This is a genomic window from Enterococcus lemanii (assembly GCF_016909125.1).
GTDB lineage: Bacteria > Bacillota > Bacilli > Lactobacillales > Enterococcaceae > Enterococcus_I > Enterococcus_I lemanii.
In genome coordinates this window covers 1-24,524 of the sequence record NZ_JAFBFD010000043.1, presented here as the reverse complement: position 1 = coordinate 24,524, position 24,524 = coordinate 1, and the positions used below count along the sequence as shown (strand labels likewise).

Below are 24,524 nucleotides of genomic sequence, written 5' to 3'. Positions count from 1 at the left end.
TTTGCTTGCTTTGTATGTTTGCTTCTATATTAAAATAGAAGTCCTACACATTTGGTTCGTTTGCTTGCTTTGTTCAGTTTTCAAAGGTCTACTTAGATTTCATTTCGTCGCGTTAGCAACTTTTATATCATATCAGTTTAAATATCAAACGTCAAGACTTTTTCAAAAAAGTTTTTTAAAAAAATTTCGCTTTGCTATCAGCAACTCATTTATCTTAACAAAGGTCACTCATATTTGTCAACAGTATTTTTAAATAAAATTTAAAAATAGTCTAATGTCTCTTTCTTTAAACAAAAAAGACATTAGACTATTATTACACTATCGATTAAAACACTAGAAAAAAGGCATACCTTCTATTTTAAAATCTTGAATCACTTTTAAAAAAGCTTTAGGCTCTTCCCAATAAAAATCATTCGGCAACTGAGCAAATGCATCCGTTTCTTTCATTTCAAAAACAAACAAAGGAATTTTATTGTCATTTTCATAGCCGCTGGTTAATTCAACTAAATGAATGGTTGTAATATCTAGGTTCACTTGTTCTTTTAATGTATTCAATACACAAGCCAGCCCTGTTTGCTCTTCAGATAAACTCGAAGAAGAAAATTTCAATCCCTCTTCACTTTTTTTCAATAAGAACTTTTTCCCGCCATCTTCCAAGTGCAAAATAACCGTTCCAGCTACTTTTTTGTTGTTCAACACGCTCACCTCATCAATTAATTTAACTGGTTCAATGCAACGAAACTTACTTTATAAAGAATGATTCTTTCTATTTTCCCTCAAAAGTAAATCCATCGTTTCTTGAATCCAGTTTGGTAACGCCTCATTCAAAGTTAAAAAACCAATCTTTTTGTATTTATTTGTAAAATATCTTTTTTTCCGAGGAGTCGAAAGGCTAAATTGCGGTTCTAACGTTCTTTTCGACAAACTAATCTTTTGACTGTATTCATCAATATCAATGACTTGAACTTGAATTTTTTCACCAATTTGCAGTACATCTTGAATATTTTTTGTATATCCTGATTGTATTTCAGAAACATGAATCAAGCCTTGCAAGTCATCGCCTAAAGAAATAAATGCACCATAAGGCTGAATACCTGTAACGACGCCTTCAAGAACCTCGCCAATTTTACATTCCATGCCATCCCCTCTTTTCATTAATTTTCATTATACTAGCAAAGAAAGAGAAAATGAAGCTTTATTTCTGAATCACTTCTCATTTTTTACATTTACTAAAAATTGTTTAGTTGTTTTTCTGCCCTTAAAATAAAAACAACGCAAAGAAAGAGCGATTCTTTGCGTTGTTTTTCCTAGTCTTCCGTAATTTCAATTGTTTCGATAACGACGTCATGAACTGGACGATCTTGTGGGCCTCTTTGGACATTAGCGATTTCATCAACAACGTCCATCCCTTCAATTACTTGGCCAAAAACACTATGACGAAAATCTAACCATGGTGTGCCACCTTGGCGGTAAGCTTCAATAATTTCTTCAGGGTAGCCTGCACTTGCCATTTGACTAACCATATTTGCTGGAACGTTTTGGTTATTTACAATGAAAAATTGACTACCATTTGTATTTGGTCCAGCATTTGCCATTGAAAGTGCACCACGTAAGTTAAACAACTCTTTTGAGAATTCATCTTCAAATTTCCCACCGTAAAAACTTTCGCCACCCATACCTGTACCAGTTGGGTCGCCTCCTTGAATCATAAAATCTGGAATTACGCGATGGAAAATCACGCCATCATAATAAGCTTTTTTAGCTAATCCAATAAAATTTCCAACTGTTTTAGGTGCTTGTTCAGGAAATAATTGAATAACAATTTCTCCACGATTTGTTTTTATGGTCGCTTTAGGACCTGTTTGGTTTGTTAAATCTAACTGTGGTAATTGAGACACTGAAATCTCCTCCTTTATTTTCTATTCATATCATAGCGAAAAACCGTGCAAATTGCTACACTTTAATTTTAAGCATATTCTGCTATAATCAAAATACAATAAAGACAATAAAGGAGATCTATCCATGGACATATATGATATTACAATTGTTGGGGCTGGCCCTGTTGGGATGTTTGCAGCTTTTTATGCAGGGATGCGTCAAGCAAAAACAAAAATTATCGATTCCTTACCACAATTAGGGGGACAGCTAGCTACTTTATATCCAGAAAAGTATATTTATGACATTCCTGGCTACCCTAAAATTAAAGCAGGTGATTTAGTCCAAAATCTAGAAAAACAAATCACTACTTTCAATCAAAGATATTGTTTAGAAGAAGAAGTACTTAAAATTGAGCGACAAGACGATTTAATTGAAATTACAACGAATCTACGAACACACTACTCTCGTGCGGTTATTTTAGCTTTAGGAAATGGCTCTTTCCAACCACGAAAATTAAATTTGGAAAACGCTGAGCAATTCGAAGGAGCAGGAATTGACTATTACGTTAATGATTTAATGAAATATGCGGGGAAGAAAGTAGCCATTGCCGGCGGAGGAGACTCTGCTATTGATTGGGCTTTAATGATTGAACCCATTGCCAAAGAAGTTTCCATCATTCACCGCCGCCAAGAATTTCGTGCACACGAACATAGTGTGACACAACTAAAAAATTCTTCTGTGAATCTATTAACACCTTATTTAATTAAAGACGTTGCTGGAGAACGAAAATTAGAAACCATCCAACTGGAAGAAGTCAAAGGAGAAGAACAAGTCAATTTAGCTGTTGATCATTTAATTGTAAATTATGGATTTTCTTCTTCATTAAATTTAAAAGATTGGGGGATTCATAGTAATCGTCAAGGAATCTTTGTTCAATCAGATATGCGAACTTCGCTTGAAGGGGTTTATGGCTGTGGCGATATTGTCCAGTATGACGGCAAAGTTAAATTAATTGCTACAGGATTTGGTGAAGCACCGACTGCGGTAAACAACGCTCTTCATTACATTAACCCAAAGAACCGTACGCAACCAGCTCATAGTACGAGCTTATTTGATCATTAAAATAACTGATAATAGGAGGGAAACCACATGTTTTTTGAAACAAAATCTTTAGAAGAAAAAGCGCGACAATTACTTGGTGACCGTGGTGTTTCAATTGTCGACATTGCTGATTTGGTCATGTTTTTACAAAAAGATTATATTTCTGATTTGTCCTTAGAAGAATGTATTGATAGTGTCAATGCTGTTTTATCGAAACGTGAAGTCCATAATACGATTTTAACAGGCATCCAATTAGATATCTTAGCCGAAGAAGACCAATTACTGCAGCCGCTTCAACAAATTATTGCAGAAGATGAAGGGTTGTATGGCATTGATGAAATACTTGCCTTATCAATTGTCAACGTTTATGGGTCAATCGGCTTTACAAACTATGGCTATATTGACAAAGTAAAACCTGGTATTTTAAAAAAACTCAATGCTCACGAAGCAAATCGAGTCCATACCTTCTTAGATGACATCGTTGGCGCGATTGCTGCAGCTGCGGCTAGTCGTTTAGCCCACTCAAACGCCGATCGTAATTAAATAAATAAAAAAACTCGAGTTACCTATTTTCGTTTTTCCAAACGACTAACGGTTCACTCGAGTTTTTTTGCTAAAGATTTCTTTTCTAATTTACTTGACGCTTTTTTTCCCAATTCGTAGCATGGCATAAAAAAGACCTTCCAAAACTAAAAAGAAAAGGACAAAACATAACATAAAAAATTGCGCTGGTAGCACAGTAATAATTGGATCTGTTATCGGATTAAACAACCAGTCATCATTACGAAAGAATAATTGGTGAAAAGTGACAAAAAAAGTATCAAAACCAATCAACATTAGAAACAAAAAAATAACTGGTGCAAGAATCCCCCATTGAAAAGGACGCACTAAACGCCATAATTGCTGTTTTTTCCATAAATAATAAAGAAAGTAAAGCGTTGGAACTAGCGTGACAAAGAGTATGAAGTAATTAAATAAAAATAGTTGCTTCACATCATAAAAGTGACCTAACCCCGCAGCCGACATGGGAAAATCTGGTAACTTCAGCTCATTGTTCCACGGATAATTCAAAAACTGCAACAATAATCGGTAGTTTTCTAATAACTTTGCTTGCGATAATCCAGACACGGCGACTAAGTCATAACGTTGAATACTAAAACGATATAAAGGAGTGAAGTGAATCGTCAGAGAAATCGCACCGCTAATCAAAGTTAAAAATAAAGAGAGAAAACCTATTTTTTCAATTCCTTTACTTTTAGTTCCAATCATCTTAAACATCCCACTCGTCTAAACTATCTAAAACATAAGTTGGCGCTTGAGGTAAATTAGGCACGGCTTCTTTTGGTGTAAAACCTGATAAAACTAAAAGAGAATCGATGCCATTTTTAATACCTGATTGGATATCCGTCTCATAGTTATCACCAACCATTAGGACTTCTGAGCGAGGCAAGTTGATTTTTTCAAGCGCTTTTTCCATAATAATCGCTTCTGGCTTTCCTATGTAAACGGCTTGTTGTTGCGTAGAAGTTTCTAGCATCGCAATCAAAGAGCCTGCTCCAGGCAATAATCCTCTTTCAGTTGGAATATTTTTATCCGGGTTCGTACCGATAAAATGAGCACCTTTTTGAATTGCTAACGTTGCTTGTGTGAATTTTTCATAAGTGACTTGTGAGTCTAACCCAACAACAACATAATCAGGCGTAACCTCATCCCATTCAAAACCCGCTTGAAGAATTAATTGAATTAACCCTTCTTCACCAATGGCAAAAAATTTGGTTCCCTTGCCCATTTCTTTCATATAATCGATTGTCGCTAAAGTCGCTGTATAAACCTCATTTTTTGTCACATGGATATCAAATTCATCTTTTAAACGTTTAGCAACCGACTCCGGTGTTTTAGTCGTATTATTCGTGACAAATAAAAAAGGAATTTGTTTGTTTTGTAGTTTTTCAACAAATCGCTTTCCTGCTGGGATAGGTTCTTTCCCCAAATAAATCGTACCATCTAAATCAATTAAATACCCTTTGTAATTCATTTATTTTCTCGCTTTCGAATAGTAAATCCTTTATTTTTTTCATTTTTATTCGTATTATTTTTTTCTTTTTGGTTCTTTTCTTTTGCTGTTCTTTCTTTTGCACTGACCTTGTCTTTTGGTTTAGGTCGAGGCTTGTGATTTTTAATTGGTTGTTTTTGTTCACTTATATGAGCTTGTTGCTCTTCTGCTTTTGGTTTGCGTTTACGATGAACCGTTTTTTCGCGTTTTCCACCAACTCGTTTAATCACAAAATACGCACAACCAAAATTACAATATTCATATAAATAATCTTCTAGCGTGTCAATCTTTTGTTCAGGTAACGCTTTTTTATTGCTTGCCTCAAAAAAACCTTTTAAGCGTAACTGATCATAGCCCCAATCGCCAACGATGTAATCATAACGAGCGAGAACTTCACTGTAGCGCTCGCCTAATTTATCTAATTGAAAAGCCTCTCGATGATTTGCCACTAGTTGGTATTGTCTTGCCCCAATTAAAAAATCCGTCTCATTTAACTGAGTTGTGGCTTCTCCTTTAACCGGATTTGGCGTGCCGTTTCCCTCAACAATTTCTTCAAGAACGGCCGTTAATTCTTCCGTCATATTTGCTTTTTCTTCGCTCATTTTTTCACCACCTATTTTTCATTATACCTTTTTTGAAAGAGCTTTGGTAGCAATCTTTCTTTCATTTTAGTCTCTTTTAGGGAATTGATACTTATATTCTAAATATTGCCCAAGCACGCCACGAATAAACTCAGGAAACAAAAATTCAACTTTGCCTGCCAATTCAATTGTTGGAAAAAAAGGAACAAACATAAAATGATCCACCGTTGTGATCGTGTACATCTGTTGGTCTTTGATTTTTTGCCCCTTCCAAAGCACTTGACGATTCGTCGCGTCATATTGAATGCCTCGGTAAACAACTTCGCCAAATATTTTCCCACGAAAACCCATGCCTACAATTGGGTATCTTCTTAAAAAAGCTCGATTTTTCTCGACTTCTAATACAAAGCGTAACAAATCTTCCCCCGACAACGTCACGCGAATTAGATGCATTGGATGGGGCAAAATTTGATGTAAGTGACGTTGTGTGACGATACCTTCTTCTAGTGCGTCCAAAAATAACCCAGTACTTAAAACCGCTGCTTCCGTATTCCCTCGAAAAGTTAGCGCCTTTAAAGTTTCATCCATCAAAGAACGGGCTTGCCAATGCTCATTGGTTAGCGAATATGACAAGTACGCAACCTTTTGATTTTCTAACAGTTCCTCTCCCTTTTTCCAATACCCTTTCACTTCAGCAGCGTCTTCAGGGTAAGCTAACATTTTTTGCGTTGGGTAAGTTCGAGCTACTTTATGGTACACTTTTTTTTGATTGGATAACTTTAGTTCAACTTCGCCGGCATACAAACCAAATTTCCCTGCAGCTGCTAATAACACCCCATTGACCTCTTCTCCATATTCAAATAAATGATGAGTATGCGAGCCAATAATGACATCGATAGCGGGTAATTCTTTTGCAATTAAAACATCTTCTTCAACACCGAGATGGCTCAATAAAATTAAGACATCGACGTTTTTTCTTAAACGTTGGACAAGTTCTGGTAAAATTTCTTGCCACGGTCGAATATCCCAACCATTCGGTGAATAGGTTAAAGGAAAATAAGCAGTCAACGCAATCAACCCGATTTTCGTTCCTTGCTTACTCGTGAGAATCTTATAGGGTTGTGCCCATTTTGGCGGCCGCAACGCTTCTTTATCAAATAAATTGGCAACAATCACATCGAAATCAGCTGCTTCGTATAAGTGATCAAGTTGCGCTTTAGCATTGCCTGTTCCTTCGTTATTCCCAATCGTTGCAACATCATAATGGACTTGATTCATGATCGCAACGTTTCCTTGTCCGTCTGTTGCTTCCGTTAACGGGTGCCAACGATCTGCAAAATCACCTAGATCAACGGTTACGACACTTTCTTCTGCAGATGTTTTTTGACGTTCTTTTATAAAACGACGAATTTTCGGCCAATTTTCAAAATGAGAATGCAAATCATTGGTATGAATAATACGGATTTTTTCCATTTATGCCACCATCACTTTCTTTTTTTATTATACCGATTTTCTAGAAACAAAAAACCTAAAAGATAGCAAAAATGTAAAAAAACCCAGGAATGAACTTCCCAGGCTTCGATTTAATTTATATTTAATTATTATTGTTCCTCTTTTGCCCCACTAAGCAATTATTTGAGTTTCAAGAACGCTGCAACTACTAGTGCTATAGGGTTTCATTCAGACACATGAGAACCGCTGCTTAGTGCTGCTTCCTTCCAGATCTGACACGCTTCACAACGTCCTCATTGTCCTAGCCTTGCGGCAAAATATAGTATAACTCATTTATCTTTGAGATACTAGTCTTTTTTGTGATTTTCTTTCATTTTTTTAGCATTTTTTTTGTTTTCGCGAATTTTTTTGAAGAAATTTGAAAGCAATTGCCCGCATTCTTCTTGTCTAATTTTTGATTCTAAGTAACACCAATGATTAAATCGTTGGTCTTCTAATAAATTTAGTAAACTCCCTGCTGTTCCACCTTTTGGATCATAAGCACCAAAGTAAACTTCCTCAATTCGTGACAATAAAATCGCACCACTACACATCGGACAAGGTTCTAATGTTACAAATAATTGTGTATCTTCTAAACGAAAACTACCTAAATTTTTACAGGCCTCTTGAATCGCTAACATCTCGGCGTGTGCCGTGGCATCTTGCGTCGTTTCGCGTAAATTATGACCGCGACCGATAATTTGTTTATTCAAAACAACCACTGCCCCAATCGGCACTTCCATTTTTTCTTGTGCTTTTTTTGCTTCTTTAATCGCTTCAAGCATAAAAAATTCTTTCTCATCCATCGTGAGCGTACTTTGTTTTTCCAATTAAATCCTCCAAACTTCCGTAAAAAAACAAGATCAAAGTAAGTGTCTTTACTTGATCTTGTTTATCCTCTTTTTTATAAATAAGCATCGAGCATTTCAAGTACTTTGTCTTTGGTTGAAAGTGTTGCATCCTTGATATTTTCACCGTAATGCGCCACTTTTTCTCGACTATCGTTTAACTTTTTGCCTGCTCGGATAATCGCCGCAATTTCTTTGTCATCCAAATGATCAATGAGATCTAGCAAGGTGTCATTGCCTTTAAATTTCACTTTTACAAAATTCTTTACTTTTCGACGATTGGATAATTGGAGTACTTTGTTAATCACCAAATCTGAAACAATAACAGTTGTCGCAATACCAGCAATCGCGGTCAAACTTAATCCCACAGTTACTTTTGTTGATGTTTTCATAAGAACTTCAGCTCCTTTTTTTATCTAACTCTATTTTAACACGAGTGATAAAATAAATATACTCAGAGCTTTATTTAAGAATATTTGGCGAAAAGCGACGGCCTTTTTTTTCGATCAAAAAAAACTGAATGACACGTTTTACAACTGGTTGAGAAACTTGTTCGTCCCACAATTGAATAAAAGGCCCCATTAAAAAGGCAATCGCAAATGTACCGACCCCAATCGGACCACCCAAGATTAAACTTAAAACTAAAAAAGAAGTGTCTTGAATAATTCGAGCATTACGATACTTTAAACCAAGTCGTTCAACCATGATTGGCGTCAACGCATCATATGGCGCTTGACCTACAGCAGCAGCCATGTAAAAAGAGGCACCAAAAGTAAAAATCAATAGACCGACCACTAAGAACACTAGTTGTTGCATCATTCCCTGAGCGGACACTCCCAATTTTTGAAGAATCGAGCTATAAAAATCAATAAAAAAACCCGTTAAAACCATATTAATTACGGTGCCCATACCGATATATTTTTTAGCAAAAAAGAAAACAAACATTAAAATTATAACATTTAACCCTAATTGATAGACCCCTAACGTTAAGCCTAACAGCTGTGCCGTAGCCAGATTGGCACTTGTAAAAGGATCAATTCCGACTTCTCCTGCACGTAAAACAGCAACACCAAATGCCAGGATCGCTACACCAAAAAATGCAAACAGCGAGCGAATTCCAGTTTCTTTCAAATTCATGCTTAAACCAACTTTCCTCTATATATCTTTTTCATAACATTGAAATATTGCCTTATTTGTTTCAGAAAATCAAGTGGTTTTCTTTAATTTTTCCAGAAAACATGAATTAACGCCCTTTTTATTAGGGAATTTTTTAGCATATTCCTTTTCTAGCTCTGCCCAAGGAATACGATCCGCTTTTTTAATCCAACGATCTTCAGGGTTTATTTTTTAAATTCACAGGTTAATCAAAATCTGTAAAAATAAATTGTGGGTTACATATTAGAAGCCTCGAATATTGATAAAAGCGCACGGTTTTCCGTGTTCTACCGTTAAAAAACTTGCACTTATTATATAAATATCGAGGTAAAACACTGCTATTTCAATGTTTTTTATTTATTCAGTAGACATTATTTAGTCAAAAAAACGAATAAACAGACCGAACTTAACGCCGGACTATTTATTCGTTTCTATATTATTTTCGATTAAAAGGAATTAGTTATTGCGTCGATTATTATTTCCAAACAAAATAATTAAACGAACCAGTTGTAATAAAGTCGCCACGGCTGCTGCAACATACGTTAATGCGGCTGCAAATAAGACGCGTCTAGCCATGGGTACTTCTTCTTTCGTCAACAAACCACCCTCACTTAAAATTTGCAATGCGCGTTTTGAGGCATTGAACTCAACAGGAAGAGTCACGATTTGAAATAAAAAAGCCATTGAAAAAGCCAATAAACCTAAATTAACTAAAAACGCGCCACTGCTTCCGCTAATTAAAGCACCAATTAAAATGAGCGGAATCGACAAAGAAGACCCGATATTTGCAACCGGAACAAGCGATGCCCGAATTTTTAAAGGAGCATAACCGACCGCATCTTGTACCGCATGCCCACATTCATGCGCCGCAACTCCGATAGCAGCAACTGAAATTGATTGAGCGGTCGCTTGAGATAAACTTAACATTTTTGTTTGTGAATTATAATTATCCGTTAAGTCACCCGCAATTCCTTGTACCCCCACATTATGAATACGTTGACTTTGTAAAATATATTCGGCTGCTTGGGTACCTGTTACCTGATTTTTACTTTTAATTTGGTCATATTTGTGAAAGGTCGATTTCACGTAAGCCGAAGCGCCCATTGAAATAACCATTCCAATAATGACGAATAGAAAGGTTGGATCATAAAACATCCCGTAACCGTATAACATTTTTCTTCACTCCTTTTATTTTCCTTTATTATAGCTTTTTGAATGTGAAAAAAGAAGGAAGTTTCCATAAATTATTTGTAAATGAGTTTAGCGTAAATTCTTCGTTTCCTTTTACACTTACAACCATTACTCCAAATCACAGAAAGCGATTGACAAGCCGCCTTATAAAATGCTACGTTTTAGGCAATTAATCGCGATAGAAAGGAATGCTCCGATGATGGCTCAAGCAATTTATACGAAAGAAGGCTTTTATCTTGAAGAAGCCTCGACTGAATTTGAACAAAAGTTAAAAAAGCAGCCTTATCAAACATTATACGAGGAAATTTTTCAAGTCGATAATGATAGGACAGACATGGACCCATCCATTCTTTACTTGCTTCATTTAACGAAACGTTTTGCAGAGAACTTAAAAAATGATGGTGAATTAGAAGTGACACGCGCTTTGGCCTCTTTAGAAGAGACCGATTACCAATCGCTCGTCAATGAAGTGCCCTTTGTCATTGGTTGGGAATTTGTAACGATTGCTTGGATGAAACAAATTCACCAAGCACTCAATCAAATTTTTATCGAAGAACTACAAAATTTCAAAGGAACCGTCGCTGAATACATCCAAATGAAAAACGAACACCTTTTGATTGCCGGTCGCGTTTACTTTCATTTAATTGAACGAAAAAATAGTGACTCACCTTTTGCTTTTCTAGCGACTTACGCGACTGGCGAACAAGGTAAAGTGAGTCATCTACCTTTAAAAAATGCTTTGCAAGAATTCAAAGAAACCAAAGACATGTTAGCTTTACTCGCGGCTGTTGGACGAGTAGCCAATCAATCCGTCTTTATCTCTCAATTAATTGAATCCGGGGAACTATTTTCACCCTTACGATTTAACGAAGAAGAAGCGTATCAATTTTTAACTGAAATCCCCTTATATGAAGCAAACGGCGTCATTTGTCGCATTCCGAATTTTTGGAAAAAAGCGCAAAAGCAACGGATTCAAGTCACGATTGGCGAGAAAAAACCAAGTATCGTTGGACTCGATGCCTTGCTTGCTGGTCGACCAGAGATTTATTTAGGCGATGAAGCTTTTTCAAAGGCTGAAATTGAAGCCTTGTTGCAACAAAGTGAAGGGTTAGCTTTTTTAAAAGGAAAATGGATTGAAATTAACCACGAAAAATTACAAAGTTTATTGACAACTTTTGAAGAACAAGATGCCAGTCAATGGTCACTTTTTGAAGCACTTCGCCAAGAGCAACAGACACAAAAAAATGCCCAAAATACCGAAATTGAAATTAGTAATGGCGACTGGCTAGAAGAAATGTTGGCGCAGATGTTAACGCCAAGTGCCATCAAGCAAGAATTACCACCGGAAACGTTTCAAGCGACCTTGCGACCTTATCAACAAACTGGTTATAATTGGCTAAAATTTATGCAAAACCAACCATTTGGCGCCTTATTAGCCGACGATATGGGACTTGGAAAAACGATTCAAATTCTAGCCTTACTTGATTCTTTAAAAGAGCAAAAAACCCAAACACTACTCGTCATCCCTGCTTCTTTAATTGCCAATTGGAAGAAAGAAACGAGCACGTTTGCACCGAGTTTGAACTACAAAGTATTACATGGCAAAGAAATTGATTTAAGCGACGAAACCATTGATTTGTATATTACGACTTACGGTATGGTTAGTAAAATCCCAGCCCTCAAAGAAAAAACATTTGATTTACTTATTTTAGATGAAGCACAAGCGATTAAAAATCCCGGAACAAAACAAACAAAAAGCATTAAAGAATTAAATGCGTATGCTCGCATTGCCATGACCGGAACACCAATCGAAAACCGCTTGTCTGATTTATGGAGTGTGTTTGACTTTTTAAATCAGGGCTTATTAGGTACAAAAAAAGAATTTGCCAATCAAATAAAAAACGGGGCCGACTATCAAGCAATCCGTCGTATGATTTCGCCATTTTTACTCCGTCGTCTCAAAACAGACACTCGAATTATTTCTGATTTACCAGATAAAAATGAACAAAAAGAATACATCACGTTAACAAAAAAACAAATCGCGCTGTATAAAGGCGTCCAAAAAGAAATCGAAAAAGCACTTGAAAATAGTGATGGTATCCAACGCAAAGGTCTGGTCTTGGCGGCCATTTCAAAATTCAAACAAATTTGTAACCACCCAGATCAATATTTAGGCAACGAAGTCTTCAAGCCAAGTTTTAGTGGAAAATTTGAGACACTTGGCGAAATTTGCGCAACCATTCGCGACAAACATGAACAAGTCCTTATTTTCACTCAATTCAAAGAGATGTGTGAGCCTTTAAATGACTATTTAGCAACCATTTTTGGGCAACCTGGACTCGTCTTACATGGAAGTATCCCGACCAAAAAACGCGGGGAACTCGTCGAACAATTTAACGACCCAAATACTTACACGCCTTATATGGTCCTTTCAATTAAAGCAGGCGGCGTTGGTTTAAACTTAACTGCTGCCAATCACGTCATTCATTTTGACCGTTGGTGGAATCCAGCCATTGAAAATCAAGCAACCGATCGGGCGTTTCGAATCGGCCAACGCAAAGATGTCTTTGTTTATAAATTTGTGACCAGTGGAACGATTGAAGAAAAAATTGATGAACTCCTTGCTGAAAAAACACAACTATCGAGCGACTTAATTAGTGAAACAACTGGTGAAACTTGGCTGACGGAAATGAGTAATACCGAACTGAAACAACTCTTTACTTTGGAGGTGGATGACCGATGAGTTATGGTGGCTTCCCTGCTTACGTGAGTGCGGCTGAAAAACAAGCCAAAGCGCGTAAAAAACAACAAACATATTTAAAAAAGCACCCCAATGCACAACCGATTACGCTAACCGGTTCTAAAATTGCCCATTCTTTTTGGGGCAAAGCCTGGTGTGACAACTTAAAATACTACGCCGATTATGACAATCGAATTGGCCGTGGACGCTCCTATATAAAAAATGGCTTTGTTTTTGACCTTCATATTACAAAAGGCCAAATCAAAGGGGTGGTCAATGGCAGTGGCAATAAAATTTATCAAGTAACCATTATCATTGATCCAATTACAGATAACCGACTGATTGAACAAATTGGCGGTCACTTTGATAGCTTAGAAGAACTAAGCCAAGGCCAATTTCCGAAAACTTTAGCCGAAGCTTTTTTAACAAAAGAAAACGGGCTTTTCCCCAATATTAACGAAATTCAATTAGGATGTACTTGCCCTGACTGGGCGGCCATGTGCAAACACGTATCTGCTATCTTATATGCCGTGGGGGCGAAACTTGATTTAGACCCACTGTTGCTCTTTGAGTTACGCGGCATCGATACCAATGCACTGATCAAAAAATCCGTCGCAGAAAAAATGGCGAGCTTGCTGAAAAATGCGCAGTCAGCAACATCCAATCGCATCATTGAAGATGATGCGATTGTGTCAGAGTTTGGGTTATAGCTTGCGAAAAAAAACGACTTGAAATCAATAGTTTCAAGTCGTTTTTTAATATATTTCATTTTTTTTGATTATTCAAATCATTACGAACACTCACCCCACCCGCACAAAATGCTCCGGCGCCACTTCTTGCCACTCAAAACTTTCTGACAAGACGATTTTTTGATCAAAATCGCGGTTTTTCATAGCAGCTTTCGCTAAGCGCGGGTCGGCAATTGGGGCCGCAGCTAATAATTTTTTTGTGTAATCATGTTGCGGATTTTCAAACAAAGCGCTTGTTGGAGCCACCTCGACTAAATTGCCTTGATACATCACGGCAATTCGATCTGAAATATGGCGAATCACTGATAAATCATGGGAAATAAATAAGTACGATAAGCCAAATTCTTTTTGTAAAGAGATTAGCAGTTGCATAATTTGGGCTTGTATCGAGGCGTCTAAAGCAGAAGTCGGTTCATCACACAAAATAAAGGACGGTTGGCTCACCACCGCACGGGCAATCCCAATCCGTTGCCTTTGTCCACCACTAAAATGTTGTGGCAACTTATGAATCGCTTCACCGGTAATACCGACACGGGCTAAGATTTTTTGTGCCTTTTCTTTCGCCTGATTTTTTGGTTCTCGAAATAATGGCTCCATCACTAGTTCAAGTGCGCTCATTTGTGGGTTCAAGGCAGAATAAGGATCTTGGAAAATAATTTGCACTTGTTGCTTGATTGATTTTTGGGCTTCTTTTGATAAGTTGTTCAATGCTTGCCCCTTAAAAAAGACTTCGCCCGTTGTCAACGATTCTAAACTTAAAATCATGCGACCTAATGTTGTTTTCCCACTTCCTGATTCTCCGACTAATCCGAGTGTTTCGCCTTCATGAATCGCCAAAGAGACTTGGTTCACCGCTCGAAGATCACTGCTTTGTCCTCGCCAGTTACGAGAGGAAAAGACTTTTGTCGCCTCTTTTACTTCGATAAGGACTTGGTTCATATCAGATGCGCCTCCTCTTGATTAACCCAGACATGATGTGTGTCAGAAAATGTTTGCTTAACCAAAGAATCCGCTAAATTGACTTGGTAATCAAACAAGACACCCGGATTTTCTTTTTCACCTAAATGGGCAGCTTCTAGCAATTGTTTAGTGTATGGATGACGCGCGTCGTAAAAGATTTCTTCCACAGTACCTTCTTCCACTATCCGACCTTGGTACATCACTTTTAACAAGTCACACATCCCTGCGACAATGCCTAAATCATGGGTCACTAAAATAACGGATAAATTTTCACTTTGTTGTAGATTTTGAATCAAAGCCAAAATTTGGGCTTGAATCGTGACATCTAAAGCAGTCGTTGGTTCATCGGCAATTAACAATTGTGGTTGTGCTAAAAGTGCCATCGCAATCATTACTCTTTGCCGCATCCCTCCTGAAAGTTCGTGTGGGTATTGCCGTATACGCGTTTGAGCAAGTGGGATACCTACTTTTTCTAACTCTAAAATGGCCAATTTTTGGGCAGCTTTTTTTGAAAGCTTTTGTTTTCGCTGAATCACTTCGATTAAATGGTAACCAATCGTCCGTAAAGGATTTAAAGACGTCATTGGATCTTGAAAAATCATCGCAATTGGCAATTTTTTCGCTTTTTCTAATTTTTGGCCATTAAAAATAAACGAGGAAAAAGAAGCCGTCATCTGATCCGGTAAAAGATTCATTAAACTTTTCATAGTTATGCTTTTTCCGCTACCCGATTCTCCTACAATCCCGACTACTTGCCCACGCGGAATCATTAAATCGACCTCATTGACAATCGTTTGAGTTACTTTTTTTGTTTGTAAAAGAGTCGTTAATCCTTGGACTTCTAGTAAATAATCCGTCACCTACTCGCCCTCCCTTTGCAAAATTGCTTTAATTAAATCACCTAAATTGTTAAAGGAATACACCGTAAAAACGACAAATAAACCTGGCAAAATCGCCATATAGGGTGCTCTTTGCAGACTACTTTGAGCGTTTTGCAAAAGACTTCCCCAAGAAGCCATTGGTTGTTGAATCCCCATTCCTAGAAAGCTTAACGCCGATTCAGTCATAATCGCTCCTGAAATACTTGCAGAAGCTGCGACAATTAACGTCGGTAAAACAGCTGGAAAAATATGCTTAAACAAAATTTTTCTCGTCGGTTGACCGATAAATTGCGCATACAAGACATACTCCCGTTCTTTTGCGGATAACGTTTCTCCACGAATTAAACGAGCAATACTCATCCAAGAAAAACAGCCAATGACAATAATAATCGTCGTTAACCCTGGTTTTAAAAAAACACTTAACACAATCACTAAAACTAACCAAGGAATCGCTGATAAAACATCTAAAATACGCATTAAAACGTTATCCACCCAGCCACCAAAATAACCAGAAACTAGACCGACAACCGTACCAATACTTGTCGCTGTCAACATCGCTAAAAGCCCGACTAGTAAAGACACCCGGCCACCATAAACGACCCGAATAAAATAGTCGCGCCCAACTTCATCCGTCCCAAACCAATGTGCGAAACTTGGTGGCTGTGACATGTTACGCACGTTGGTTGCATTAGGATCTAACGAAAACCAGGGTGCTGCAAGGGAGAGAACCACTAATACGATTAAAAAAAGAACCGAAAAAGCATAAACTGGTGAGGAGAAAACAACACCTGCAACCTTTTTTAACTGCTTCATGCTTTTTTTCCTCCTTTTCGAATTCTAGGGTCAACCACCGAATATAAAACATCCGATAATAAATTGCCTAAAATGACTAACGTCGCTGAAAGCAACATAACAGCCATAATTACCGGATAATCTAAACTCTTTGTTGCGCTCGTTAAGTATGGACCGACACCTGGCCAACCAAAAATCGATTCTGTAATAATTGCGCCTGTGACTAACATGGGCAAAGCAAGACCGATTTGAGTCACTACTGGAATCAAGACATTGCGACTGACATGATGGAAAAAGATCTGACCTTTCGTTGCTTGGAAGGCTTTTTGCACCATCACATAATCTTTAGAAACTTGTTCCATCGCCGACGCTCGAATGTAGCGCGTTAAATCAGGGAAAAAAGCAATCGTTAACGTAACGTACGGTAAAACAAAATGAGAGAGGTAATCACTTAAATCGCCTTCTTTTCCGACGGTGTGCATCCCAATAATTGAAAACCAATTAAGTTTATAACCAAAAAAATAAATTAAAATCATCGCAAACCAAAACGTCGGTACCGCAATCCCAACCGACGCAATCCCGTCAATCAAACGGTCAAAAAACTTACCTTTATTGGCTGCGGCAACTAAACCTAAAGTAATCGCTAAAAATAAAGCCGTTAAATAAGCTGGCAAGACAAGACGAACGGTATTGGGAATTCGCACCGCCAACTCTTCAGCGATACTTTTTTGCGAAACAAGCGAATAACCAAAATCCCCTTTAAAAATATTTTTTAACCAAACAAGGTATTGCACAAAAAAAGGTTCGTTTAGCCCATAACGCTCTCTTAATAAATCAATTTGAGCTTGTGACATATTCGGAGTCGTTAATGAATCAATGACATCATAAGGAGCCACGTGAATTAATGAAAAAACAATCAAAGAAATAACTAGCAATAACGGGATCGCTTGTAAGATTCGGATAAAAATATAACGGGCCAAAATCTCTGACTCCTTTCATAAATGCTTTTTTTTAAAACGCATCGCTCCCTTGCGAATAAGTTCACGCAAGGGAGCAACTCTTTTGTTTTATTGAATCGTTAATTTTGATAAATCTTCAAAAGTATAAATCGGAATTAAATTCGCTTCTTCGACATTGCCAATCCGCTTATTCACCGCCAAGATTTTTTTGTTATCCACAATCGGATAAATCCGAGCATCTTTAGCAATTTCTTGTTGCAATTCATCGTAGATTGCTTGGCGTTTTGTTGCGTCTAATTCAACGGCTCCTTCAGCAAAAAGCGCATCAGTGACCGCATTTTCAGTTTGGAAGTAGTTCGCACTTCCATTTGTACGAAACAGCGCGCCATATAAATCAGGATCATTGCCCATAATGTAACCGCCTAAGAACAAGTTATACTTGGTCGAACCCGCTTTACGCAACTCCGTGTAAATCGCTGTCGAATCGCCCCCTTCAAGAGAAACAGTGATACCCGCTTGTTGCAATTGTTGCTGAATCAAAGTCGCTTGTACGGTTTGTGCCGGATCCGTTGCTGAAAAAGCGATGTTTAATTTTAAATCCGTTACACCCGCTTCTTGCAATAATTCTTGTGCTTTAGCAATATTCGTTTCATATTTTTCAACCGCTTCTGTTGCAAAAGGATTATTTGGTGGCAAGAATGAATACGGGGTATCATAGTATTTTTCATCCAAGTAAGCCGCTTGGTTTAACTCCTCTTTATTTAAAGCAAAAAGGACTGCTTGGCGAACTTTTTCATCGGTTAATGCTTCTGATTTCGTATTTAAACCTAAATAACCCACCCGATTTTCAGAATAAGGATAAACCGTTATTTGACTCTCATCCAAATCAGCAATGTCTGATGGCAACACAACAGCCGCATCAACTTCGCCTTTTTGTAAAGCAACTTTAGCAGTATCCGCATTTTCAATAATTCGTAGCGTAATCGATGGAATACTTGGTGCTCCTAAGAAATACAAATCATTGGCTTCAAAAGCTAAATACTCACCACGTTTGTACTCTTTTAATTTGTAAGGGCCTGTTCCAACCGGATCAACCGGCAATTCATTTACCGAAAAATCAGCCACGTCTTTAAAAACATGTTGGGGAATAATAAAAGTTTCCGTCACAATATTTTGTAACGCTGCTGCACTCGCCGACGGTAACACAAATTTCACCGTGTAATCATCCACTGGTTCAACCGTAATTGGCTCATCGCCTACCCAAAGTTGGTCTGCATTGCCGTTTTCCTTTTTAACCTTTTGTTCATAAGTAAAGACCACATCTTCTGCGGTGAAATCTTCACCATCCGACCACTTCACATCTTCTCGTAACTTCACGGTCACAGACAAACCATCGTCTGCCGGAATAATTTCTTTTGCTAAAACATTTTTTTCCGTCCCATCGGTTTCAACAGCCACTAACGGGGAGTAAATAATGTTATTCATCGTCAACCCCCAACAATCACTTGTATTAATTGGGTTTGTGGAAGACGGATCGCCACTAATCGCATAAGTAAACGACTCTTTTTGTTCCGGCGCTTGAATCGTGGTGCTCTCATTGGTTTGTCCATTTCCTCCACAAGCACCTAGTAAAAGACCCCCTAAGACGAAACTAAAGAGTAAACTCTTTCTTTTATTTTTCATTTTTATTTTCCCCCTTTTTCACTTTTGCCGATAAAATTAAACTTGCTTGAAATAAAAATGAAAAAATCAATTTTATTTTCATTAGTTTTTAATAGAATACCCACTGCGAATCTGTCTGTCAACGAATTGGGAGAAGTATAAAAAAAATCAATAGATAGAACGTTACTATTTTTTACTGAATATCAAGGAATGAAAACGAACAAGCAAGCAAGCGAAAAAACGCCTTTTATACGGGACTGTAGTTGACCCGTATAAAAGGCGTTTGCTGTGCATTAAGACTGGGTGTCAGTCTTAACCATCTTTGACATTTTTAATTGATCCACTAAAGTCGGACTCGCTACTCCAGATAAAGATAATTTGACTTTGTAGTGAGAGGGGGCATTTTCATGGTAACGGTATTTCAAATCAAAAAGTAGGTTTTCCTCTAAAATAGTTCTTACAAATTTCGAATAAAAAGACGGAATATAACCAATCGTTTCTTCATTTTTTAGGACTCGAACCGCGTTTTTATCATATGGGTTATCGAGGTCCAACTGCAAAATCAGGGCATCGTCTGAGTCAATTTTCGCTGCCGAATCTAATTGATAATGGCGCCATCCTCTTAGGTAAAAATTCAAATCATAAGTATTTTCATTCTCTAAAATAATTGGCTCCACAAATTCATAAGAATCCGATTATAACACGCCACCTGTTATCGTTAACACCTCAAAATCCGTGCTACTATTTGAAATGCCCAACTCTTCAAAACTAGCGGCATAGTCTTTTCGTCTCAAACTTGGAATACGTCGGGTAAATGTACTGAATAATTTATCTGAAATATACTCTTTGGTTAAATCAGGGAAAGTTGGATGCGGATGATACCCATGTTTTATCGCTTCTTGCAAGCCTTTATCTGACTCATTTTGCTCATAGGAAAATGATATTTTCCATTAGAATCACGCATTAAATTGGCAACGTCAACGACCCACCACTTAACGTAACCGTTTGAAGTGGGGGCTTGTGTCTATCTAAATTCGACAGGGTTTCTGCCCTTACAGATAACCATTACACTTATTCCTACCCAGTAGTGCGAACGGTTGTTTAGACCTCCTACCTTCGTATGGTGGAATATAAGGACGGTTGACTTCGCCCCTACCACAAGAGTTATACTCTTGTGGTAACAACACCGATATGTTCAATTCCTTTGCGGTGTAAGTTCATCGCTGCAATACGGTCGTCATTTGATTCGTACTGGCAATTCTTACACTTAAACAGGTGTCGTTTTTTATTGCGATTTGCTTTTTCAATATGTCCACATTTCGGACACGTTTGAGACGTGTATCTAGGATCGACCGCAATTACCTTTTGTCCGTTCAGTTTTGCTTTATATTCCAAACATTGACGGAATTGGTAGAACGCCCAGGAGACAGAAACATAGCGGTTTTTCACGCGTACTTTTTCAGTCGCCGAACGAACACCCGTTAAATCTTCTAAAACAAACAGCGTCCCTTTCGGGTATTTATCAACGAGTGCCTTTGTAATCTGATGGTTCACATCAGCGACATAACGGTTTTCTCTTGAGCCGATTTGTTTTAATTTTTTACGAGCAGAGGATGTTTGACGCAATTGTAATTGTTTACGAACGGCTTTAAATTGCCCGCGTTTATGTTTAACCACGTTACCATTGTAGAACGTGGTCTTTCCTTGACTGTCATACGTCGTCGCTAGAAAATTAATACCTAAATCAATACCAACAATATTCTTTACATCGATGTCGTTCAGTTCTGGAAACTCTTTTGTCATCGGTATGTGCAAAAACCATTTTTGATATTTGTACACTAATTTTGCCGTGCCGAATTTCCACGTCCCATTAAAGTATTTTTTCATGGCGGTACGTTCGTAATTCAATTTAAGGCGACCCGCTAACGTGTTTACGCTAAATTGATTTTGCGTCAGAGAATAATCCCGATTCCAAACGAGGTCGTATTCAGGAAGTTTAAACACAATGAAAGACCAGTTGTGTCCGTTCGATTGCGCTGATTTATAACGCGCGATAACGGTTTTCATTACCGATTGTGCCATCTGGCTTTTTAGCTCAAACAGACGTCTCAAATCAGCGTAATAGCGCTTGTTTAAACTTGCTTGATTCAGGTCTTTTGTCTCAAAAACATGTTTCGACAGCCAATTGCACGCCTCACGGTAAGCGTCCGTTGTGGCCTTTAGATTTTCCGCTTGGAGACTCGAAACGTAAACTTGTATTTTTGCCGTAACGGTAGACATTCACTTCACCACCTTTCACTAATGTTATTATACTATATATATATCCTAGTGAAATTAAATACTTTATGTTAGAAAAAGGCATTTCAGCTATGTTCGTAGCTGACGACCATTCCTCACCCACTTATCGTTGGGCTTCGCCCTGCACACGATTGAAGTGGGCGTATCCTTGTCGGGTTTAGATGAAAGCTAGAAAATATTTTTTTAATACTTCTAAATCAAAGCTTATCCGTTCTTTTAAGATAATCTCACTCCTCATCCAGCCACACCTCCTTACTACCCCCTCACCACAACTGCGACTCTTGCTCTAGAATTTGTTTTGTTGCTATGATTCGCTTTAACACTGCTTGATAAGGTTTAAAAGCTTCTTGAGTAATTAATTGCTCCACTTTTTTTAGGTATTCTTGGCTGATTTCTTTACGAGCGTTTTCGTATTTATCAAAAGTTCCAATATCCATCGCATGAGGTTTTATTTGCGGTAATATTTTTTGAATTTGAACTAAAATTCGAAAACCGCCTAAATCAATATCTCCCCAATGTACTTGTTTTTTTACGTTTGCAAGAGGGAGTTTCCGTAAAAAGGCTTCTTGACTTCTTGTTAAAAAGCCACCACTATAAAATACCAAAACACCTGGTTCTTGTTGTTGACGAATATACCAATAGTAATTGGTTAAATTTTCGATAGTTATTAACTTGGAAATAGAACCTTTTATTTCAACAATTTCAGCAATTGAATCGGCCCCAATATACGCTCCCTTTGTAAATCCGCTCCAATCTACTTTGCTTTGATTTTTAAATATCATCCAAATTGGCCCAGTGAAATAAATAATTTCAGGTGAAGAATGAATCCCTAACACTTGAAGTTTTTCATTTTCTGTTAAGTCGAATGATTCCCAATCAAATACGTATCTTTTGGTAAGGCTCAATAACAGTTGTTGACAGTTTTGTTCGAAATATTTACTATCTGAAAAAACTTGCGTACTTAAAAGACGCCTACTAATTGAAGTCTCTGTTATGCCGTCTAGTACTTTTAGCACCTCGCAAAGAGCTGTAATTTCGGTTTGTGTATATTCAAAACGCCATTTCCGGCCTTTTTTTTGGGCTTCTTCTAAAATATTAGAATAAAGTTCGTAAATCCAAGCTGTTTTTACTTGAGACATTTTATTTGTAAGTAACGTAATCATCGCTTGTTGTCGTTGATCTAGCGGTATTCTTTGACAAGTTTGATAAGCGATTTTTAAGGATTCTTGATTAACAATTAACCAAATTTCTTTTATTAAATTTTGCTCTTCAAATTTTTCCCACTGATAATCAATCACACCTACTTCTTTTAAAGAAAATACCGAACGGTGAAAAGCTTGTTTTTGATAGGGGTCTTGATTAGAATAAATAGCATTTTTCTGCGGATACCACAATATACGGCGTGAACTTGTGCCCGTGATAAACGCTTGCGATTTTTCGTACTTATCGAGCAATATCGTCAAAATTTGTTGTTTATAACTCATCAGCTTCACCAACTAATTCTTTAAAACTAGAAAATTCTTCGACGCTTGCTTGATTTCCCTTACGAAAAACAACGAGCGCTTGATCGGCTTCTTCCATAATCTCACCAATTTTTTCTGGTGGTGTTGAAAAAATTGCTTGTAAACCTAAACTTCGAATCATTTGAATACACTGTTTTATCTTTTCACCATCAATTTTATTAAATGCTTCATCCATTACGATTAAACGGATTGTATTTTTCCCTCTTGAATGATGCACACGGTACACTTGGGCAAACGCTGCGAGTAGTGCGATATATAAAGGTATCTGTGTTTCACCACCTGATTTACTTGTATAGGTTTTAGACAATCGTTCATGAATACCATTTCGAACGACAAACATATCAAAAGAAAGGTACGTTTTATAATCAGAAAAAAGTTGAATATGTTTAAATTTGTCTTGTTGTGAATCTAAGCCTTCACCAGACAAAATATGAAACAGTTGTTCAATTTCTTTTTGAAATTTACTTTCAAAAGCGGCACTCATTAAATTCCAGTCTCCATCGTCCATTAGCATTTCATCGGTAATCATGTCGTAGTATTTTCGATAGGCTTTTTCGGGTTCAATTTTAAAATAATAAATAATGTCTACTGAACAAATGCTAAATTTTCTAAAACCGACGAATTTCGAAACAGGAAACAACTGTTCTTGATAATAAATAAATATCTGAAAAAAGTGCGTAAAAAATCTGCCGTCAATTTTGACAGATTCATGGATATGACACTCAAAGCGATACTAGAAAGAGTGGTATTCTTGAGTTTTGTTCGAATGAGTCCCGCACCGAATCGACGTTTCAACAGACTGAACCCACGTTCAACCGCTACTCGATCGGCGTTGTCTTGGTATTCAATCGTTTTGTCAGGATGTTCATTTTTCTTTGGACGTCCTAAGGCGGGTCCAGAAAGGCGAATGCCTCTGACTTTACAGTAAGCTCTATTTTGTCGATTGCGATAGATTTTATCTGCCAATACTCTTTCTGGATAACACCCATGACGATCATAATACCGTCGAATCGCTCCTACGAGCACTTCTGATTCATTGTACGCATCAAAGCTAGTGCGTTCCAGACGAGCAATGCCGTTATCCATACTCATATCAAATTTCACCCCAAATTCAACAGCCGCTTTTGCTTTTCCGCGTACAATGGGACGAAGCCATGGTTGATGGAAGCTAACAATTCGATTGGCTACGGAATGGGTATGGTGGTCATACATGTATTGTTGTTGCTCGTAAATTTTTTGAATCGTTTCCCACCAAATTTGATGGTTTTCTGGTAGTATATAGCCTTTTTCAAGAAACGCTTGAATCACGTGAATATCTCGTTTGACAAAATTTAACAATTGACGAATTTGCGCACGTAACCACTTTTTAGCTTTTTTCTTCCGACGAACCACGTTCAAATAAACCTGCCGTGCTTTTTTTCGATAGACACGTGGTTTCTTCAGTTGATTTTCTTCACAGATGGCATCAATGATTGATTCTGCATGGGTGCGCGCATCATTCAAGAGTTCCGTGTCTGTAGGGTATTTGATATTTTGTGGGGCGCAAGTAGCATCTAAAATGAGGGTACCCGAATTAGAATCATCGTCAGGATGATCCTCTTCTGCCTGTGTATTGAAGGCAATTATTTTTTCGTTGATTTCAATCAAAGTGGTTTCATCCAA

Annotated in this window: 26 protein-coding genes and 1 other RNA gene; 4 read left to right on the top strand and 23 right to left on the bottom strand. The window is 37.6% G+C overall.

The window, feature by feature from the left end:
• Positions 1-333: 333 nt before the first annotated feature.
• From JOD14_RS11320 to JOD14_RS11310, 3 genes are all read right to left on the bottom strand, one after another.
• Positions 334-699, bottom strand: coding sequence for a hypothetical protein (locus JOD14_RS11320; RefSeq protein ID WP_338031691.1), 366 nt, complete (start codon positions 697-699; stop codon positions 334-336).
• A gap of 48 nt (positions 700-747) precedes the next feature.
• Positions 748-1,137 carry a CvfD/Ygs/GSP13 family RNA-binding post-transcriptional regulator gene (locus tag JOD14_RS11315; protein ID WP_204654903.1) on the bottom strand — a complete coding sequence of 130 codons (390 nt, stop codon included), beginning with the start codon at positions 1,135-1,137 and terminating at the stop codon, positions 748-750.
• 170 nt (positions 1,138-1,307) lie between these two features.
• Positions 1,308-1,898, bottom strand: coding sequence for a peptidylprolyl isomerase (locus JOD14_RS11310; RefSeq protein WP_204654902.1), 591 nt, complete (start codon positions 1,896-1,898; stop codon positions 1,308-1,310).
• Positions 1,899-2,022: 124 nt separating this feature from the next.
• Here JOD14_RS11310 and JOD14_RS11305 point away from each other — a divergent pair, with 124 nt between their 5' ends.
• Positions 2,023-3,000 carry an NAD(P)/FAD-dependent oxidoreductase gene (locus JOD14_RS11305; protein WP_204654901.1) on the top strand — a complete coding sequence of 326 codons (978 nt, stop codon included), beginning with the start codon at positions 2,023-2,025 and terminating at the stop codon, positions 2,998-3,000.
• Positions 3,001-3,027: 27 nt separating this feature from the next.
• The gene (locus tag JOD14_RS11300; protein WP_204654900.1) at positions 3,028-3,522 is read left to right on the top strand and encodes a phosphatidylglycerophosphatase A family protein; all 495 of its coding nucleotides are present in this window, start codon (positions 3,028-3,030) and stop codon (positions 3,520-3,522) included.
• 90 nt (positions 3,523-3,612) lie between these two features.
• On the opposite strand, the gene JOD14_RS11295 is transcribed toward JOD14_RS11300, so the two are convergent.
• The 9 genes from JOD14_RS11295 to JOD14_RS11255 form a co-directional block, all read right to left on the bottom strand.
• Complete coding sequence (locus JOD14_RS11295; RefSeq protein WP_204654899.1) at positions 3,613-4,248, bottom strand: TIGR01906 family membrane protein; 636 nt, start codon at positions 4,246-4,248, stop codon at positions 3,613-3,615.
• Between the two features lies 1 nt (position 4,249).
• Positions 4,250-5,014, bottom strand: a complete 765-nt coding sequence (locus JOD14_RS11290; protein ID WP_204654898.1) for a TIGR01457 family HAD-type hydrolase — start codon at positions 5,012-5,014, stop codon at positions 4,250-4,252.
• On the bottom strand, positions 5,011-5,634 hold the full coding sequence (locus JOD14_RS11285) for a YutD family protein (RefSeq protein WP_204654897.1): 624 nt from the start codon (positions 5,632-5,634) through the stop codon (positions 5,011-5,013). Before JOD14_RS11285 ends, JOD14_RS11290 begins: the two co-directional genes overlap by 4 nt.
• 66 nt (positions 5,635-5,700) lie before the next feature.
• Entirely contained in the window at positions 5,701-7,086 is a 1,386-nt protein-coding gene (locus JOD14_RS11280) for a bifunctional metallophosphatase/5'-nucleotidase (protein WP_204654896.1), read from the bottom strand.
• Between the two features lie 201 nt (positions 7,087-7,287).
• Positions 7,288-7,372: signal recognition particle sRNA small type (gene ffs, locus JOD14_RS11275), an RNA gene on the bottom strand.
• A 40-nt stretch (positions 7,373-7,412) separates the two neighbouring features.
• Positions 7,413-7,934 (bottom strand): tRNA adenosine(34) deaminase TadA, encoded by a 522-nt coding sequence (gene tadA / locus JOD14_RS11270; protein ID WP_204654895.1) that lies wholly within the window; start codon positions 7,932-7,934, stop codon positions 7,413-7,415.
• A gap of 74 nt (positions 7,935-8,008) precedes the next feature.
• Positions 8,009-8,344, bottom strand: coding sequence for a hypothetical protein (locus JOD14_RS11265; protein ID WP_204654894.1), 336 nt, complete (start codon positions 8,342-8,344; stop codon positions 8,009-8,011).
• Between the two features lie 70 nt (positions 8,345-8,414).
• Positions 8,415-9,089, bottom strand: a complete 675-nt coding sequence (locus JOD14_RS11260; protein ID WP_204654893.1) for a YczE/YyaS/YitT family protein — start codon at positions 9,087-9,089, stop codon at positions 8,415-8,417.
• Positions 9,090-9,563: 474 nt separating this feature from the next.
• Complete coding sequence (locus JOD14_RS11255) at positions 9,564-10,280, bottom strand: zinc metallopeptidase (protein WP_204654892.1); 717 nt, start codon at positions 10,278-10,280, stop codon at positions 9,564-9,566.
• 217 nt (positions 10,281-10,497) lie between these two features.
• Here JOD14_RS11255 and JOD14_RS11250 point away from each other — a divergent pair, with 217 nt between their 5' ends.
• Positions 10,498-13,041, top strand: a complete 2,544-nt coding sequence (locus JOD14_RS11250; protein WP_204654891.1) for a DEAD/DEAH box helicase — start codon at positions 10,498-10,500, stop codon at positions 13,039-13,041.
• Positions 13,038-13,748: an SWIM zinc finger family protein gene (locus tag JOD14_RS11245; RefSeq protein WP_204654890.1), complete on the top strand. Its 711-nt coding sequence runs from the start codon at positions 13,038-13,040 to the stop codon at positions 13,746-13,748. Before JOD14_RS11250 ends, JOD14_RS11245 begins: the two co-directional genes overlap by 4 nt.
• Positions 13,749-13,838: 90 nt before the next feature.
• Here the strand turns inward: JOD14_RS11245 and JOD14_RS11240 are convergent, their stop codons facing one another.
• From JOD14_RS11240 to JOD14_RS11190, 11 genes are all read right to left on the bottom strand, one after another.
• Positions 13,839-14,726, bottom strand: coding sequence for an ATP-binding cassette domain-containing protein (locus tag JOD14_RS11240; protein ID WP_204654889.1), 888 nt, complete (start codon positions 14,724-14,726; stop codon positions 13,839-13,841).
• On the bottom strand, positions 14,723-15,607 hold the full coding sequence (locus JOD14_RS11235) for an ABC transporter ATP-binding protein (protein WP_338031690.1): 885 nt from the start codon (positions 15,605-15,607) through the stop codon (positions 14,723-14,725). The genes JOD14_RS11240 and JOD14_RS11235 overlap by 4 nt, the downstream gene beginning before the upstream one ends.
• Positions 15,608-16,441 carry an ABC transporter permease gene (locus JOD14_RS11230; protein WP_204654888.1) on the bottom strand — a complete coding sequence of 278 codons (834 nt, stop codon included), beginning with the start codon at positions 16,439-16,441 and terminating at the stop codon, positions 15,608-15,610.
• Positions 16,438-17,400, bottom strand: coding sequence for an ABC transporter permease (locus JOD14_RS11225; protein ID WP_204654887.1), 963 nt, complete (start codon positions 17,398-17,400; stop codon positions 16,438-16,440). The genes JOD14_RS11230 and JOD14_RS11225 overlap by 4 nt, the downstream gene beginning before the upstream one ends.
• A gap of 87 nt (positions 17,401-17,487) precedes the next feature.
• Positions 17,488-19,062, bottom strand: coding sequence for an ABC transporter substrate-binding protein (locus JOD14_RS11220; RefSeq protein WP_204654886.1), 1,575 nt, complete (start codon positions 19,060-19,062; stop codon positions 17,488-17,490).
• Between the two features lie 272 nt (positions 19,063-19,334).
• Positions 19,335-19,718, bottom strand: a complete 384-nt coding sequence (locus tag JOD14_RS11215) for an HIRAN domain-containing protein (RefSeq protein ID WP_204654885.1) — start codon at positions 19,716-19,718, stop codon at positions 19,335-19,337.
• Between the two features lie 18 nt (positions 19,719-19,736).
• Positions 19,737-19,946 (bottom strand): hypothetical protein, encoded by a 210-nt coding sequence (locus JOD14_RS11210; protein ID WP_204654884.1) that lies wholly within the window; start codon positions 19,944-19,946, stop codon positions 19,737-19,739.
• Positions 19,947-20,205: 259 nt separating this feature from the next.
• A complete protein-coding gene (locus JOD14_RS11205; RefSeq protein ID WP_204654883.1) occupies positions 20,206-21,321 on the bottom strand; it encodes an RNA-guided endonuclease InsQ/TnpB family protein in 1,116 nt (371 codons plus the stop codon).
• A 281-nt stretch (positions 21,322-21,602) separates the two neighbouring features.
• Positions 21,603-22,823, bottom strand: coding sequence for a Wadjet anti-phage system protein JetD domain-containing protein (locus JOD14_RS11200; protein ID WP_204654882.1), 1,221 nt, complete (start codon positions 22,821-22,823; stop codon positions 21,603-21,605).
• Positions 22,813-23,391 carry an SbcC/MukB-like Walker B domain-containing protein gene (locus JOD14_RS11195; protein ID WP_204654881.1) on the bottom strand — a complete coding sequence of 193 codons (579 nt, stop codon included), beginning with the start codon at positions 23,389-23,391 and terminating at the stop codon, positions 22,813-22,815. The genes JOD14_RS11200 and JOD14_RS11195 overlap by 11 nt, the downstream gene beginning before the upstream one ends.
• A 56-nt stretch (positions 23,392-23,447) precedes the next feature.
• Positions 23,448-24,524, bottom strand: a 1,077-nt coding sequence (locus JOD14_RS11190) for a transposase (RefSeq protein WP_239576190.1), incomplete at its 5' end; no start/stop codon positions are given.